The sequence below is a fragment of the Gemmatimonas sp. genome (genome assembly GCF_021298855.1).
GTDB lineage: Bacteria > Gemmatimonadota > Gemmatimonadetes > Gemmatimonadales > Gemmatimonadaceae > Gemmatimonas.
Genome location: NZ_JAJTHI010000020.1, coordinates 92,293 through 108,026 on the forward strand (window position 1 = coordinate 92,293; position 15,734 = coordinate 108,026).

The window sequence follows — 15,734 nt, forward strand, 5'->3', positions numbered from 1 at the left end:
CCAATCTATCAGCCCGCCGAGACCGGGGAGGGTGCGGGGCGCGACGCCCCGCGGCGCTCCGGAATGCCGGGAGCCACGTACTTGGGAAGCGGGAATTCGCTGACCATCTCCACCTCCGCCTTGCTGCCGATATAGAGCGGCGAGCGCTGATGCAACTCGGTGGGCTCGATATCGAGGATGCTGCCGTAGCCGTCGGTCGCGAGTCCTCCCGCCTGCTCGGCAATGAAGGCCAGGGGGTTGGCTTCGTACAGCAGACGGAGCTTGCCGCGCGTGGCCTTCTCGTTGGCGGGATAGCAGAATACGCCACCACCGAGCAGGTTGCGATGGAAGTCGGCCACGAGCGAACCCACGTAGCGCACGTTCAGCGCCTTCTTCTGCCCGTCGAGGCCGCGATAGCGCCGCATGAGCGCGCGGGTGGGCTCCGGCCAATCCTGCTCGTACGCGTCGTTCACCGACAGGTATCGCGCCCGCTCGGGGATGCGGATGTTGGGATGCGACAGCAGGAACTCGCCAATGGACGGATCGAGCGTGAAGCCGTGCGCCCCCTGCCCCGTGGTGTACACCATCATCGTGCTCGAGCCGTAGAGGATGTAGCCGGCCGCCACCTGACGGCGCCCCGGCTGCAGCATGTCCTCCATCTCGCCACGCGTGCCGCGCGTGATCTTGCGGAACACGGAGAAGATCGTACCCACGGGCACATTCACGTCGATGTTCGACGAGCCGTCGAGCGGATCGAAGAGCAGCACGTACTTGCCGTGGCGGAAGCCTTCGGGGATCTGGATGATGTCGGGCTCTTCCTCCGACGCCATGGCGCACAGCCGCCCGCCGTGATCGAACGCCTTGACGATGATTTCGTTGGCGATGACGTCGAGCTTCTGCTGCACTTCGCCCTGCACATTCTCGCTCATCGTCGCGCCGAGGATATCGGCGAGGCCGGCGCTGCGCACCTTGTTGGCGATCATCTTGCCGGCGAGCGCCATGTCGTAGAGGATGCCGGACAGTTCACCCGTCGCCTCCGGGAACATGCGCTCCTGCTCGATGATGAAGCGCTCGATGGTGACGACCGACGTCGCAGTATGCTTGACCACGGTAGGATCCCCGGAGGGTGAACGCGAATCGCCGACTGAGCCCCAGTCCGGCTTGTGCGCTGAGCGGAAAGCTGGCGCACCCGGGCAAGCTCGTGCAAGAGCAGCGCCGCGGTTTTCGGAAGGACGGATGCGGTGAAACGGATGTAACAGGCGCGACCCGTCCCGCGGGTCATGGCACCCGATCTTCCTGGGGTATCTGCCACTGCTCGCCGCCCGCCATGACTTGCAGCGTGCGTCCATCGGTCTGCACGATCACGGTGCCATCGGTATCGGTGCGGAACACGGGAACGCCGCGAGCCATGAGCGCGGCCAGCGTCTCGGGCGAGGGATGTCCGTAGCGGTTTCCCGCCCCCACCGAGGCGATGGCCAGACGTGGTGTGGCCGCATCGAGGAGCGTGGCGGTCGAGCTCGTCCGGCTGCCGTGATGCCCCAACTTGAGGACATCGACATCGAGCGCACCGACGCCCTGTTGCGCCACCAGCCACGCCTCTTCCTCTGCCTCGGCGTCGCCGGTCAACAACAGACGATGACGTCCGTAATCCACGCGCAGCACGACCGATGTTTCGTTGGCATCCCGCTGTGACGCGGTCCACGAGGAGTCGGGAGCCAGCACAGTCAGCTGCACACCATCCAGCCTGAAGGTGCGCCCCGGTCGTACACGCTCCCACGGCGTCTTCGTTTCCCGCAGGGCGTCGAGCGCCTCGCGGTACCCTGGGCTGGGGAGCACGAAGGCCGGCTCCCACCAGCGCGCCGGACGCAGCGCCCGCACCACACTTGCCGCGCCCCCGGCGTGATCGTCGTGCGGGTGAGTGAGCACGAACAGCGCCACCTGTCCGCCACGCCGTCGCACATACGGCACCACGACGCGGCGCCCCGCATCGCCGCCCTGCCAGCGCCGGCCGGCATCCACGAGAATCCAGCGTCCGCGTGGCGTACGCAGCGCCAGGGCATCCCCCTGCCCGACGTCCAGCACATGCAGCTCCAGGTGCCCGTTTCCCGGCACCATGGCCGATTGCCAGAGGGTGGCGGTGAGCACGGCGGCCGCTCCCACCACCCAACGGCCGCGCCGACGGTCGGCCGTACTGCGTACGAGCAGCGCCACCGCCGTGCCGGTCCCCAGGGCGGTAGCGAAGGTGGGGGCTACGCCAAGAACGGCACCGGGCACCGCGGCCGCACCCTGGGCCACGTGATCGAGCAGTGCCATGAGTGGCTGCGTGGCGTCTGCAAGCCACTGGTGCGGGCCCGCGGGCAGCAGCAGTGCGGCGAGCAGGGCGAGAAACAGCGCGGGCTGGAGCACGCCAATCAACGGCGCCGCCACGACATTGGACAACGGCGCCACCAGGCTGACGCGACCGAAGGTCCAGGCCACGAGCGGCGCCATGACCAGCGTGGCGATGAGGCCAGTGGAGATCTCGCCGAGGAGCCAGCCGGCGGCCCCCCGTTGCCGATGCCACCAGCGCAGCATCCTCGCCAGGTGGGCGGTTGTTGGCAGCGGGTGATGGTCCCGTTTCCAGCGTCGGTGCAGCGACCGGGCCGCCACCAGCGCCGCCATGCCGCCCACACTGAGTTGCCAGCCGAGATCGTGCACGATGGCGGGCTCGATGGTGGGGACCACCGCCCCGAGGGCGAGTGCCGTCCATTCGTGCACCGGGCGCTGCCAGCGCCGACTGAGCATCGTGACCATGAGCATGATGGCGCTGCGCACCGCGGGCGCCGGGAATCCAAGGAGTGCCACGTAGGCCACCACCACGCACACACACGCCGGTTCGAGCCAGCGACGGGTGAGGCGCAGGGCGCCGCCAAACGTGAGCAATGCCGTGGCGATGATCGCGACATGCATGCCGCTGACCGACAGCAGGTGCACAAGACCGGCATCGGCGTAGCGATCGCGCACCTCAGGGTCGATGCTGCGCTGATCGGCAATGAGCAGCGCGCGCACGAGCGGCGCACGCCCGCGAAAGGCGCCGTCGATGACCGTCCCCACATGGGCGCGCCACGCCACGAGTGGATGGCGCGGGCCGTACGCGGCTCCAACCCGGGCGCGCTCGAGTCGCAGGACCGTGCCCGTTGGCAGCGGAGAGGCCCACACCGGCACGCGCATGCCCGGCCGGGGCGTCGGCGCAACGGTGCGTGCGCTGTCCTGCGGTGCGAGGTGGACCGCCACCGGCACGTGGCAACGTGGCCAGCGTGCGCGCTCCGACGCCTGCCCGCGCAGCTGCGCCGGGCGACGGCCTCGTGGTGGCACATGATCCGCCACGTGCACCCATGCCGCGCCACCGTCGGCCAGCTGCTGCTGCAGCCGGCGGGCACAGAGCCGGTTCTCGCGCGCGTCTCCCCACGAGGCCAGCATCCCGGCCACCACGAGCAGCGGCTCCACCCGACCACGGCGCCAGACTACGACGCCGGCCGCCAGGAGCAGCGCGGGCGGCAGCGGCGTGTGCCACCACGCCCCCGCCATGAGCCCCGCCAGCCACCACGCAACCGCATGAATGAGCAACGGCATGGCACAACCTGTGTGCGCCATGCCGCCGTGGCATTACCGTTTTTGCGGCCGACCCATCATGACCACGCGGCCGGCCCCGCCCGCCGCGATACGCCGTTACGCGCCCATCATGGGCAACGGGGCGCGTTCGCGCCGCTCGGTCACCGGCGTGCCGGTAAACGTGGCGCCAGTGGTGCCGGTAAGGGTCACCGTGAGGTACTCGCCGATGCGGGCCGCATCGGCGGGCACCATGACCGTCTTGAAATCACGCGAGCGGCCCTGCAGCAGTTCGCCGTCGCGCGCCACCTTCTCGATGAGCAGCTCCATAGTCTCGCCGAGTCGCCCGAGATTGTTCTCGCGCGAGATGCCGCGCACCGTACGCACGAGGCGGTCGAAGCGGGTGGCCACCACATCGTCGGGGATCGTCCATTCGGGCGGCATGCGCGTGGCCGGCGTGCCCTCACGAGCGGAAAACTTGAACATGAAGGCGTCGTCGAAGCGCACCTCGCGGCACAGCGACAGCGTATCCTCGAACTCCTCGTCGGTTTCGCCCGGGAACCCCACGATGATGTCGGTCGTGAGGGCGAGCCCCGGAATGGCGGCGCGCATGCGGGCAACGCACTCGAGGTAGTCCTCACGGGAGTAGCGTCGCAGCATGCGCTTGAGCATGCTCGTGCTGCCGCTCTGCATGGGCAGATGCACATGCTCGCAAACGGTGGGCGTGGTGGCCATCGCCTCGATGACCCGGTCGCTGAAATCGTTGGGATGCGGGCTCGTGTAGCGCACGCGACGGATGCCGTCGACGGTACCCACCGCGCGCAGCAGGTCGGCGAAGTCGTGCGCGCCGTCGTGGTACGAATTGACGGTCTGCCCCAAGAGCACCACTTCGGAGAGCCCCTGCTCCACCACCTGCTGCACCTCGCGCACCACGTCGGCGAGTTTGCGACTGCGCTCGGGGCCCCGCGTGAACGGCACGATGCAGTAGGTGCAGCGATAGTCGCAGCCACGCTGCACCGGAATCCACGCTTTCACCCCTTCGAAGCGCCGCGCCACCACGTCCTCGTAGTGCTCCTCGAGGTCGAAATCGGTGGCGGTGAACTTCTCGCCGCGACGCGCCCCGTCGAGCAACGCCGGGAGCGCCCGGTAGCCATCGGGACCCACGACGAGCGAGACGTGCCTGGCCTGGTCGAGCACGCGGGCGCCGAGGCGCTGCGCCATGCAGCCGGTCACCCCGACAATGGTGTCGGGCTTCATGAAGCGGCGCAGTTCGCCGAGGCGGCCAATGACGCGCGTTTCGGCATTCTCGCGAATGGCGCAGGTGTTCACGAGGATGACGTCAGCCCCGTCGGGCGCATCGACCGGCGCGTACCCATGCGCCACCAACTTGCCGTACATGAGTTCGGAGTCGGCCACGTTCATCTGGCAGCCGTACGTCTCGATGTACACGGTGGGTTTGGGCGTTGCCGTGACGACGTCCGGCAGCTCGGGAAGCGAACGCAGCGCACTCATGGTCAGGGGCGCACCTGAATGCCGACGCCGAGGAGCCACGCCGACTCGCGGGCCGCGGACCCGGCGAGCGAGCGGGTGGCACGTTGGAGGGAGAAGTCGATGGCCGCCGCGTCGCGCGCGACGGGGAAGCCGAGACCGCCGCTGAGGCGGATCTCACGCACCGGCGAGGAGGTCGTGCTGAAGGGCAAATCGGTGCGGGCGTATCCGGCGCGCAGCAGCAGCGGCACGCCGCGCAGGCGCGGACCCGCCACCTCGGCCCCGCCAAACAGGTTGAGCGCGTCATGGGCGCGCGTGCGCGCCGATGCCATGGACTGCATGTCCGACCAGTTCACCTGTTCGAACCCCACGGCAAACGACGACCCGGGAATGCCGTCGTAGCGCAGCGTCCCCCCCAGGCGGGCCGGCACGTTGCCCGCGGCGCGGGTGGTGTCGCGGATGCGGGCCTCGAAGCGATTGCCCGCCCGGTAACTGGCGGCCGCGGCCAGCCCCTTGAACAGGCGAACCTCGCCACCGATGGACACGGCTGTCCCGATGTACGTGACGCGCGACGAGTCGAGGGTGCTGCCGAAGCGCAACGTGTCGGCGAAGGTGCGTTCGCGCACGCCGGTGTTCTCCCCGGTGAAGATGTGCCCGCCAAGCCCCACGCGCGCCCAGTTGCCGATCTGCCACCCCACCGCACCGCGGATGTCACCGATGGCGCCGCGCATGGTGAGCTGTTCGTTGGTGGGGAGCGAGGCGCCGTCCACGTCGGCCGTGCCCGTGGTGGTGGTGGTGTACGACCGATCGAGGAAGCCGCGGGCACTGAAGCCGACGGCCACGCCACGGCGCGCGGGGAAGATGACCGCGAGCAGCGGAATCCGCTGCGACGATGTGCGCTCGGTGACGCCGCCCACCGTCAGCCGGCGGTATTCGGGCTCGGTCTGCGCACTGAGCACGGTGCGCGCAATGCCACCGAGGGCCGCCGGGTTGATGGGCGACAACGGGTCGATGTCGCCGAAGGCACCGGCCGTACCGGATGCGCGGATGCTCATGCCGTTTACCGGGTAGCCGAACCCCAGCGCGCCCAGAGAGCCCTGCGCACCCGCGAGGCCCGGCATCGCGAGACTGGCCACGAGGAGCAACGTGGCCGCCGCGCCGGCGCGGGGGCGGTGGTTCGTCAGCAGCATTGCGCGATTCATGGCAGGACGAACTCCGACTTCGGCAGGTAGGTAATGCGCAGCTTGGGGCGGAGCGCGGGGGCCGCGGTGCGGCTGAAGAAGCGCAGTTCCGCGGGCTGCGCCCCCTCGAGGGCGATGCGCAGCGCCAGTCCGCGAGGTACGGTGGGCGCCTGCAACCGCCACGAGCGCGCCAGCCCCAGGACGTTGAGTGAGCGCACCCCGCTGTCGCCCGGCACGAAGCGTGTGGTGTCGACCCCCAGCAGCGTCCCTTCGGCGGTCAGGTCGAGAATGCGCCGCAGGTCCGACACATCGGCGGTGGCGGTGGGCACGAGCGGGAACACCGCCACGGAATCGCGCACGTTGCCGAAACGGCTGCGCTGCTGGGTGAGCAGCAGGTCGGCGCGCACGATGGTGCTGGAGTCGGAGATGCGGCGCGGCACGTTGAAGCGCATGTACGTGCGATACGCCGGATAGCCGCCCACGACGAGCGTGTTGGGGCCGGGCGGAGGCGAGCCGATGTCGGTGAGCGCGTACAGACTGTACGCGAGATTCACCTCATTCTCGGCCCCTGACAGCGTGGTCTGTGTGGTCAGGGTGATGGGCCGGTAGGTGGTATCCGACGCCGGATCGAACTGCAGCGTGGGCGCCCCGAAGCCGAGCGTGAAGGCACGCAGGCGCAACTGCCCGGAGCTGCCGGTGAGACGCAGGCCGACCCGCACGCGCGACTTTGCGGCGATTCTGGCCTGCATGAAGGTGCGGCTGAGCGGCACCCGAATGGTGTCGCCGGTGCTCGACGGCGTGAGCGTGAGCGTGCCGATACGACGGTCGGGGCGGAAGAGCGAACGCAGCACCGCCGGCACGGTGTCGCTGGCCGTGGTGTCGACATCGTACGCTTCGAGGGTGACCGGGTTGCCCCCCCGCCGACCGGTGCTGTCGAGCGGCAACTTGAGGAAGACCGAGTCGACCGTGGTGATGGAGTCGAGTGTGCCGGTGCCGTTGGGGAGGAACGACGTCGTGAGCACATCGAAGCGCAGGATGGCGCGCGTGACCAGCGTATCGGGTCGATTGGCGAGCAACAGGTTGTTGGACAAGCCCAGTGCGGGATAGCCCGCCAGCGACGAGTCGATCTCCAGCGCTTCGAATGTGGTGTCGCGGAAGCGCTCGGACTCTTCCGGGCACAGCGACGGACAGCCGGCGCCCCCGTCGAGGTTTTCGGTGCAGGCCGCGGCGGCAACCGAAGTCGCGCAGAGCGCCAGCACCAGCAACGGAGCGCGCATGCGCGCCCAGGACCAACGACCGCCTTCAGACATTCTCGAGTGATGCAGGCGTGAACGGTGCCGGCAACAGCTCGGCCAGCGACCAGCGAGCCGCGCGCCCATCGGGCGTCACGGCGTAGACTTCCAGCGCGGGGGCGAATTCCACCAGCGCCTGACGACAGATCCCGCACGGTGGGGTAGGATCGTGCTGATTGGAGGTGATGACCACCCGCACGAACCCACGCGCCCCCGCGGCAATGGCCGTGCCCAACGCCACCCGTTCGGCACAGGTGCCTGCCGGGTACGAGGCATTCTCCACGTTGCAGCCGCCGAAGATGCGGCCGTCGGCGGCTTCCAGTGCGGCGCCCACGGGGAACTGCGAGTACGGCGCCCACGCATTGGCACGCGCCGCATCCGCCACGGCGCGCAGCCGCTCGAACTCGGGGGGCAGCGTACTCACGTGAACACGAGCTGGCGGAGGAACGAGGTCCCGCGGCCGCGCCACGATTGCCCGAACCAGTCGGCCACCGTGGCCCCGAGATCGGCGAACGTGTCCCGCGTTCCCAGCGGGCCTCCACGCACGCGCGCCCCCGCCACCAGCAACGGCACGCACTCGCGCGCGTGGTCCGTGGATGGCGTGGTGGGGTCGTTGCCGTGGTCAGCCGTGATGAACAGCAGGTCGTCCTCCCGCAGGGACGCAAGCAGTGACGGGAGTGCCCGATCGAACGCCTCGAGCGCTCCCTGAAAACCGCGAACATCGTTCCGATGCCCGAAGAGCTGGTCGAAATCTACCAAGTTGGCGAAGCAGAACCCACGCGGCGCGGTATCGAGCCACCGGCGAATGGCCTCGAGCCCCTCCGCATTGTCGGTCGTATGCTGCGACCGGATGGCTCGCCCGGCGAACAGGTCGTCCACCTTGCCCACCCCCGTCCGGGGCACCCCCGCGGCCTCGAGCACGTCGAGCAGGGTCACCCCGGGCGGCTGAATGGAATAGTCCCGCCGGTTCGCGGTCCGCTGCCACGCCCCTGGTGCTCCTACGAACGGGCGCGCAATGACCCGCGACACATCGTGTGGCGCCACCAGTTGCCGCCGGGCGACCTCGCAGGCCCGGTACAACTCGTCCAGCGGGATCCACTGCTCATGTGCCGCAATTTGGAAAACAGAGTCGGCGCTGGTGTACACGATCCACGCCCCGCTTTGCTGCTGCTTCTCGGCGAATTGCGCGATGACGGCCGTCCCGCTGGCCACGCAGTTGGCGACGACCGGTCGGCCGGTGGCAGCCACGAACGCGTCGATCACCGCCGGCGGGAAGCCGTTGGGGTAGGTGGGAAAGGGGCGCTCGAGATGCAGTCCGGCCAGCTCCCAGTGCCCGGTGGTGGAGTCCTTCCCGGCTGAGCGCGGCACCATGACCCCGTACGCGCCCACGGGATGCGCGACCGGCGGCACCCCGGCGATGTCGGCGACACTGCCGAGTCCGAGTCGCTGCAGGTTGGGCAACGTGAGCCCGCCAACGGCGCGGGCGATGTTGCCGATGGTATTGCTGCCGGTGTCGCCGTAGGCCGCCGTATCCGGAGCCTCGCCGCACCCCACGCCATCGAGCACGAGGAGCAGGGCGCGGCGCAGCGCCGGGTCGGCGTGCGGCATGTCGGTTGGTGGCGTGGCGGACATGCGACGGGGCGTATCAGGAGGGAAAAGCGACGGGAACGGGCAGCGCATCGTGGTACACCGGCGGTACCCGCTGCGAGAGACCGGTGAGCAACTCGTACGGTGACACCCCGCCGGCGTCCGCCACCATGCCCACCGTGAGGAGGTCGGCCCCGTCGCGGCCAATGAGCGTGGCCACCTGACCGCGTTCGCAGGGGACCCCCGTGACGTCGATCATGACCATGTCCATGGTGACCCGACCGACGACAGCGCAGCGCGTCCCGTTGATCAGTACCGTGCCGGCGTTGGAAAGATGCCGCCGGTACCCATCGGCGTAGCCGCAGGCCAGCGTGGCAATGCGCCGCAGGCTGGTGGCGCGCCAGGTGGCCCCGTACGAGACCGACTCCCCCGGATGCACATCCCGCAGGTCGATCACGCGCGCCCGCAGGTGCACCACCGGCCGCAGCCCCAGCTGCTGATCGAACATCCCGGCGTAGAGGGCAATCCCCGGGCGCGCGAGATGGCCCGGGGATCCCTGCACGCGGCTGGCGATGCCGCCGCTGTTGTCGCTGTGCCGCAGTACTCCCGGGGACAAGACATTGGCCAAGGTTGCCAGCGACGCGGCGAAGCGCTCGTCCTGTTCGTCGCGCGACGGCAGCGATTCGTCGGCGGAATGGAAGTGGGTGAAGACGCCCTCGGGAGGGGCAGCCGCCACCGCGTCGCGCAGGGCGGCGACACGGTCCCAGCGGACCCCGGCGCGCGCCATCCCGGTGTCGATGGACAGGTGATACGGGGCGCTGGTCATGGCGCGCCACACGGCAATGTCCGCGGCGCGGTGCAGCGACGGCGTGACGCCCAGCGCGGCCGCGCGAGGCAGTTCCGGGGGGAGCAGCGGCTGCAGACAGACGATCCGGCCCAGACAGTCGGCGCTGCGCAACGTCTCGGCTTCGTCGAGGCTGGCAATGCCGACCCCCCACGGCGCGTCCGCGCGCGGCGGCTGATCCCGGAACGCCACGCCGAGCGCCCGGCACACGGCGGTGGCGCCGATGCCGTAGCTGTCTGCCTTCACCATGGCCAGCAGCGGGGCCTTCGCGCGAGCACGCAGGACGGCCGCGTTGTGACGCACGGCGGCGAGGTCCACGTCGAGCCAGGCGCGGGCAGTGGGGTGGGCGGAGTGCGGCATAGCCCTTAAGAATAGCACACATTCCCGTCACGCCCCATCTCGCCCGCGCATCCATGTCCGCTGACGCCACACCCTTCGCTCCCGAGCCCGAGCTGCCGCCGGTGCCTGCGCCGCGCACGATGGACGACGCCCTCGCCCTCATGCGCGACCTGCGTGCCCGCTGCGAGTGGGATGCGGCGCAGACGCACCAGTCGCTGCGCCCCTACCTCATCGAAGAGGCGCACGAGGTGGACGACGCCATTGCCGGCGGTGAGGATGCCGTGCTGCGCGACGAACTGGGCGACCTCTTCCTGCAGGTGCTCTTCCACAGTGTGGTGGCCGAGGAGCGGGGCGCCTTCGGCATGGCCGACGTGGCCGGTGCGCTCGTCGCCAAGATGCACGCGCGGCATCCGCACCTGTACGGCGACGGCATCCGGCGCTCGTGGGAACGCATGAAGGCCGCGAAAACCCGGCGCAGCTCACTCGAGGAGGGGTTGCCCGCCGGGCTGCCGTCGCTGCATCGCGCCCACCGTTTGCAGAACCGGGCTGCCGGCGTGGGCTTCGACTGGGATGACGCTCTGGGGCCGCTCGCCAAGGTTCGCGAAGAGGTGGAGGAGGTCGCGGCGCTGATCGACCCGGCCACGGGGGCGGTGCGCGATCAGGACGCCTTGGAGGCCGAACTGGGCGACCTGCTGTTCGCGGTGGTGAATCTGTGCCGCAAGACCGGAGTGCACGCCGCGCTGGGGCTGGATCGAACCAATGCCAAGTTCGTGCGGCGGTACGCGACGATGGAACGCCTGGCGGCGGCAGACGGCCGGCGGCTCAGCGATCTGTCACTGGAGGAGCAGGACCGGTACTGGGACGCGGTAAAGCGGGAGGAGCGGGGGGAGTCATAGTCGCCACCCGCGACCCGGAACGCGAAACCCGAAACCCGAAACCCGAAACTCCCCCGGACATCGCGTGACGGCCGGGGGAGTTTCGAGTTTCGGGTACCGAGTGGCGTGTGTGGCTTACGGCTTGATCCGCCCCATCAGCCGCGGGAACGGGATCACCTCACGGATATGCTCGATGCCGCAGATCCACGCGATCGTGCGCTCCAGTCCCAGCCCGAAGCCCGAGTGGGTGAAGGTGCCGTACTTGCGCAGGTCGAGATACCAACCGTAGGCCTCCACGGGCAGCCCCTCGTGCGTGAGGCGCGCGAGGATCTTGTCGTAGTCGTCTTCGCGCTGTGAGCCGCCGATGATTTCGCCGCGACCTTCGGGGGCGAGCAGGTCGGCGCAGCGCACCGTGCGCGGATCGGCCGGGTTCTCCTTCATGTAGAACGCCTTGGCTTCCTTCGGGTAGTTCACCACGAAGACGGGGCGCTGGTACTCGTCCACGATCATCGCTTCGTCGGGGGCGCCCAGGTCGTCGCCCCAGGTGATGTCGGCCCCCTTGGACTGGGCCAGCTTCACCGCGTCGCCGTAATCGAGGCGTACGAACCGCTGCGACACGCAATCGAGCTTGCTGGTGTCACGCTCGAGGACCTTGAGTTCTTCCTGCCGCCGCTCGAGCACCCGCTCCACGAGATAGCGCACGAAGTCTTCCTGCAGGTCCATGTTGTCGTCCTGGTCGTACCACGCCATCTCCGGTTCGATCATCCAGAACTCGGTGAGGTGTCGGCGCGTCTTGCTCTTCTCGGCGCGGAAGGTGGGGCCGAAGGTATAGATGCGGCCGAGCGCCGCGGCGAGCGCCTCGCCATACAGCTGCCCCGTCTGGGCGAGGTAGGCCGTGCCCTCGTCGAAGTACTCGGTGCTGAAGAGCCCGGCCCGTTCGCCGATGGCCGCCGTGAGGATGGGCGTATCGCAGCGAATGAAATCGCGCGCGTAGAAGAAGTCGTGCACCGCCTGTTCGAGCTCGTGCCGGACCCGCATGATGGCCACCTGGCGCTGACTGCGCAGCCAGAAGGTGCGGTTGTCGAGCAGGAAGTCGATGCCGTGCTCCTTGGGCTGAATGGGGTAATCGAGCGGGCTGGTGCCGATGATTCCCAGCTCCTTCACACCCATCTCGAACCCGCCGGGCGCCCGCGCATCGGCGCGCACGTCGCCGGTGAGGAGCACGCTGCACTCCTGCGTGAGCTGCCCGAACTGCTCCCAGGCCGCCTCACTGACCTCGGCCTTCACCACCACTGCCTGCATGACCCCGGTGCCATCGCGCACGACGGCGAAGCCCAGCTTCCCCTTGGAGCGCAGATGGGTGACCCAGGCGCGCACGGTGACCGTGGCGCCGACATGGTGCGACAGATCGGCAATGCGGGTGGTAGACGTGTTCACGGAGACGGCGGATGACGGTTGAACGAGAGAATGCGCGGCGGCTGCGCCGCGTGAAGTATGCACCGCTACCCCACCCGGAAGTAGTCGAGGGCGCGGGCATACCCCACGGTGAGCTGGTGGCGAAGCGCCACATGGGCGGGGGCCTCGAGTTCCGGATCATCACGCAGCAGACGGTCGGCCACCAGCCTCGCCGTTTCGTTGAGGGCTTCATCCCGCAGCAGATCGGCCACGCGGAATGCCGGCAATCCGTGCTGCTTGGCCCCGAAGAGATCACCCATGCCGCGCAGCTTGAGGTCGGCGCGGGCAATCTCGAAACCGTCCTCGGTGGCGGCAAACAGACTCAGGCGCTCCGCGGCCTCGGTGCCCACGTCACCCAGCAGGACGCAGTACGACTGCTCGGCCCCGCGCCCCACCCGTCCCCGCAGCTGATGCAGCTGCGACAACCCGAACCGCTCGGGGTGTTCGATGATCATGACCGTCGCGTTCCCCACGTCGATCCCCACCTCGATCACGGTGGTTGCCACGAGCACGTCGAGCTCGCCGTCGCGAAAGCGGCGCATGATGAGGTCGCGCGCATCGGCGGCCAGGCGTCCGTGCAGCAGCGCGACCCGCCGTGTGCGGAAGGCGCCCGCCACGAGGGTGTCGTACATGACGGTCGCCGCCTTGAGATCGATCTTCTCACTCGTTTCGATCAGGGGATACACCACGTAGACCTGCCGCCCCGCATCGAGCTGGCTGTTGGCGAACTCGAACACCTTGGCGCGGCCGGTCTCCGGCCGCACCACCGTCGTGACCGGGTGCCGCCCCGGGGGCCGTTCGTCGAGCACGCTCACGTCGAGGTCACCGTACAGCGTCAGTGCCAGCGACCGTGGAATGGGCGTGGCGCTCATGAGCAGCACATCGGGGGCGTCGCCCTTGGCGCCGAGGACGGCGCGTTGCTCCACCCCGAACCGGTGCTGTTCGTCGATGATCACGAGCCCGAGGTTGGCAAAGGTCACGTCGTCCTGCAGCAGCGCGTGCGTGCCGATGGCGAGCACCGGCTCGTGGCTGGCCAGTCGCGTGAGCGCCGCGCGCCTCTCGCGCGCGCCCTGTCGGCCCGTCAGCAGCACCGGGGCAATGCCAAGGGGCGCCAGCAGTCGCTCGATGCTCCGAGCGTGCTGCTCCGCCAGCAGTTCCGTGGGAGCCATGAGCGCCACCTGGGCACCATTCTCCATGGCCAGCAGCGCGCTGAAGAGCGCCACCACGGTTTTCCCGGCTCCCACGTCGCCCTGCAGCAGGCGATGCATGCGACGCGGGCTCTCCATGTCGTGCACGATTTCGCGAATGGCGCGCACCTGCGCCTGCGTGAGGGTATACGGAAGCGCCTCCCGCAGCTTGGTGGTGAGGTCCCGGCGATTTTCGAATGCCCGACCGCTGCGCGCGGCCCGGGCCACCTGGTTGGCCTTGCGATGCAGCAACTGCACGCAGAGCAGCTCCTCGTAGGCCAGCCGGGCACGACCACGCACGGCCTCGGCCACGCTCGTAGGCCGGTGTACCATGCGCAGCGCCTGAGGCAGCGACGGGACCTGTGCCGCGTCGAGGATCCAGGCCGGCAGCGGCTCGGTGACGAGCGGCAGGAGCGCGTCGAGATGCTGCTGCACCATGGCGCGCAGCAATCGCACCGACAGCCCTTCGGTGCTGGGATACACCGCCAGCACCCGCCCCTCGCCGGTCCCTTCCTCCTCGGGACCGAGATTGACGAACTCCCGCGGTTGCAGGCGACGGCCGTGGAAGAACCGCACCGGGCCGGTGCACAGCAGCCAGTCGTTCGTGTTGATGGTGCGATCGAGAAAGGGCTGCCCCGGCCAGGCGATCTCCAGCATTCCCGTGGCATCCTGCACCACGGCCTGAAACACGCGCAGCCCCTTGCGCGTGGGGAGCACACCCTTCGCAATGACCTTGCCCAGTACGGTGACGTCCGCCCCCACCTCGGCCTGCGCGATAGGGGTGACGGTGGTGGCGTCTTCGTACCGGTGCGGCACATGGCGCAGCAGGTCGCCGGCCGTGATGATGCCGATGCGCGCCAGACTGGCGGCGCGCGCCGGTCCGACCCCTTTGAGGTAGGTGACCGGGGTGTCGAGCGTCAGGCGTGGTGCCGGACGCGCGGGCGGGCGTCGCCGACGCGCCTCCGCATCCGGGTCACCGCGTGACATCACGACTCGACGAGCTCCCGCGCGTACTCGCCGGCATCGAAGGGCTCGAGATCGCCGATCTGCTCGCCCAGCCCGACGTACTTGATGGGCACGTTGAGCGCCTCGTGCACGGCCACGACGATGCCGCCCTTGGCCGTCCCATCGAGCTTGGTGACGACCACGCCAGTGACCGGCACCGCCGCCGAGAAGGTGCGCGCCTGCGACAGCGCGTTCTGACCGATGGTGCCATCGAGCACGAGCAGGATCTCGTGCGGCGCGTCGGGGAGCCGTTTGCCGATCACCCGGTGAATCTTGCGCAGCTCCGTCATCAGGTCGTCACTCGTGTGCAGGCGCCCTGCCGTATCCACGATGATCAGGTCCACACCGCGGGTGATGCCGGCATCCACGGCGTCGTAGGCGACACTCGCCGGGTCGCTCCCCGGCGCGCCTCCCACGAAGTCCACCCCCGAGCGCTCGGCCCAGACGCGCAACTGGTCGATGGCGCCCGCGCGAAACGTATCGGCAGCCCCGAGCAACACCCGCTTTCCCTGCGCACGGAAGGCCGCCGAGAGCTTGCCGATGAAGGTGGTCTTGCCGGCCCCGTTCACCCCGATCACCAGCAGCACGGTGGGGCCGCCGGGGTTGAGACAGAGGGCCGGGTCGCTGTTTCCCTTGCGGAGCGCCGCTTCCACGCCGTCGGCCAGCGCCCGTCGGAACTCCTGCTCGGTCTTGACCTCGCCCCGCTTGTGGCGCCGTTCGACCTCGGCCACGAGCGCCAGCGACGTGGGGATACCGAAGTCACTCTCGATGAGCAGCGTTTCAAGCTGCTCGAGCGAGCCTTCGTCCACCCCCCGGAAGAGCACGGACATGTCGGTGGTGACGACATCCTTGAAGCGCTGCCACAACGAGCGCTTGGGCACATCGTCCTTACGGCGGAACAGTCGGGCCATCAG

12 protein-coding genes are annotated in these 15,734 nt (G+C 69.2%); 1 reads left to right on the forward strand and 11 read right to left on the reverse strand.

All coding sequences use genetic code 11. The features are described from left to right. Positions 1 to 8: 8 nt before the first annotated feature. The 8 genes from fbp to alr form a co-directional block, all read right to left on the reverse strand. Complete coding sequence (fbp, locus tag LW840_RS07700; RefSeq protein ID WP_291261577.1) at positions 9 to 1,088, reverse strand: class 1 fructose-bisphosphatase; 1,080 nt, start codon at positions 1,086 to 1,088, stop codon at positions 9 to 11. 169 nt (positions 1,089 to 1,257) lie between these two features. Continuing rightward, positions 1,258 to 3,591 (reverse strand): DNA internalization-related competence protein ComEC/Rec2, encoded by a 2,334-nt coding sequence (locus LW840_RS07705; protein WP_291276751.1) that lies wholly within the window; start codon positions 3,589 to 3,591, stop codon positions 1,258 to 1,260. 96 nt (positions 3,592 to 3,687) lie between these two features. Then, positions 3,688 to 5,079, reverse strand: a complete 1,392-nt coding sequence (gene miaB / locus LW840_RS07710; RefSeq protein ID WP_291276752.1) for a tRNA (N6-isopentenyl adenosine(37)-C2)-methylthiotransferase MiaB — start codon at positions 5,077 to 5,079, stop codon at positions 3,688 to 3,690. Between the two features lie 2 nt (positions 5,080 to 5,081). Next, a complete protein-coding gene (locus LW840_RS07715) occupies positions 5,082 to 6,257 on the reverse strand; it encodes a hypothetical protein (protein ID WP_291267662.1) in 1,176 nt (391 codons plus the stop codon). Further along, a complete protein-coding gene (locus tag LW840_RS07720; RefSeq protein ID WP_291267663.1) occupies positions 6,254 to 7,513 on the reverse strand; it encodes a hypothetical protein in 1,260 nt (419 codons plus the stop codon). Before LW840_RS07720 ends, LW840_RS07715 begins: the two co-directional genes overlap by 4 nt. 25 nt (positions 7,514 to 7,538) lie before the next feature. Next, positions 7,539 to 7,952, reverse strand: coding sequence for a cytidine deaminase (gene cdd, locus LW840_RS07725; protein ID WP_291261572.1), 414 nt, complete (start codon positions 7,950 to 7,952; stop codon positions 7,539 to 7,541). Further along, entirely contained in the window at positions 7,949 to 9,160 is a 1,212-nt protein-coding gene (locus LW840_RS07730) for a phosphopentomutase (RefSeq protein ID WP_291276753.1), read from the reverse strand. Before LW840_RS07730 ends, cdd begins: the two co-directional genes overlap by 4 nt. Positions 9,161 to 9,173: 13 nt before the next feature. Continuing rightward, the gene (gene alr, locus LW840_RS07735; protein WP_291276754.1) at positions 9,174 to 10,319 is read right to left on the reverse strand and encodes an alanine racemase; all 1,146 of its coding nucleotides are present in this window, start codon (positions 10,317 to 10,319) and stop codon (positions 9,174 to 9,176) included. Positions 10,320 to 10,372: 53 nt separating this feature from the next. On the opposite strand from alr, the gene mazG reads away from it, so the two are divergent. Next, on the forward strand, positions 10,373 to 11,194 hold the full coding sequence (gene mazG / locus LW840_RS07740; RefSeq protein ID WP_291276755.1) for a nucleoside triphosphate pyrophosphohydrolase: 822 nt from the start codon (positions 10,373 to 10,375) through the stop codon (positions 11,192 to 11,194). A gap of 114 nt (positions 11,195 to 11,308) precedes the next feature. On the opposite strand, the gene asnS is transcribed toward mazG, so the two are convergent. From asnS to ftsY, 3 genes are all read right to left on the reverse strand, one after another. Then, entirely contained in the window at positions 11,309 to 12,610 is a 1,302-nt protein-coding gene (asnS, locus tag LW840_RS07745) for an asparagine--tRNA ligase (RefSeq protein ID WP_291261568.1), read from the reverse strand. Between the two features lie 65 nt (positions 12,611 to 12,675). Beyond that, on the reverse strand, positions 12,676 to 14,802 hold the full coding sequence (gene recG / locus LW840_RS07750) for an ATP-dependent DNA helicase RecG (protein ID WP_291267669.1): 2,127 nt from the start codon (positions 14,800 to 14,802) through the stop codon (positions 12,676 to 12,678). Continuing rightward, positions 14,802 to 15,731 (reverse strand): signal recognition particle-docking protein FtsY, encoded by a 930-nt coding sequence (gene ftsY / locus LW840_RS07755; RefSeq protein ID WP_291267667.1) that lies wholly within the window; start codon positions 15,729 to 15,731, stop codon positions 14,802 to 14,804. The genes recG and ftsY overlap by 1 nt, the downstream gene beginning before the upstream one ends. Between the last annotated feature and the right edge of the window lie 3 nt (positions 15,732 to 15,734).

Excerpts from the sequence above, each read along its gene's own strand:
- LW840_RS07720 (WP_291267663.1), bottom strand. The coding sequence starts at position 7,513 with ATGCGCGCTCCGTTGCTGGTGCTGGCGCTCTGCGCGACTTCGGTTGCC.
- recG (WP_291267669.1), bottom strand. The coding sequence starts at position 14,802 with ATGTCACGCGGTGACCCGGATGCGGAGGCGCGTCGGCGACGCCCGCCC.
- LW840_RS07705 (WP_291276751.1), bottom strand. The coding sequence starts at position 3,591 with ATGCCGTTGCTCATTCATGCGGTTGCGTGGTGGCTGGCGGGGCTCATG.
- ftsY (WP_291267667.1), bottom strand. The coding sequence starts at position 15,731 with ATGGCCCGACTGTTCCGCCGTAAGGACGATGTGCCCAAGCGCTCGTTG.
- alr (WP_291276754.1), bottom strand. The coding sequence starts at position 10,319 with ATGCCGCACTCCGCCCACCCCACTGCCCGCGCCTGGCTCGACGTGGAC.
- miaB (WP_291276752.1), bottom strand. The coding sequence starts at position 5,079 with ATGAGTGCGCTGCGTTCGCTTCCCGAGCTGCCGGACGTCGTCACGGCA.
- LW840_RS07730 (WP_291276753.1), bottom strand. The coding sequence starts at position 9,160 with ATGTCCGCCACGCCACCAACCGACATGCCGCACGCCGACCCGGCGCTG.
- LW840_RS07715 (WP_291267662.1), bottom strand. The coding sequence starts at position 6,257 with ATGAATCGCGCAATGCTGCTGACGAACCACCGCCCCCGCGCCGGCGCG.
- mazG (WP_291276755.1), top strand. The coding sequence starts at position 10,373 with ATGTCCGCTGACGCCACACCCTTCGCTCCCGAGCCCGAGCTGCCGCCG.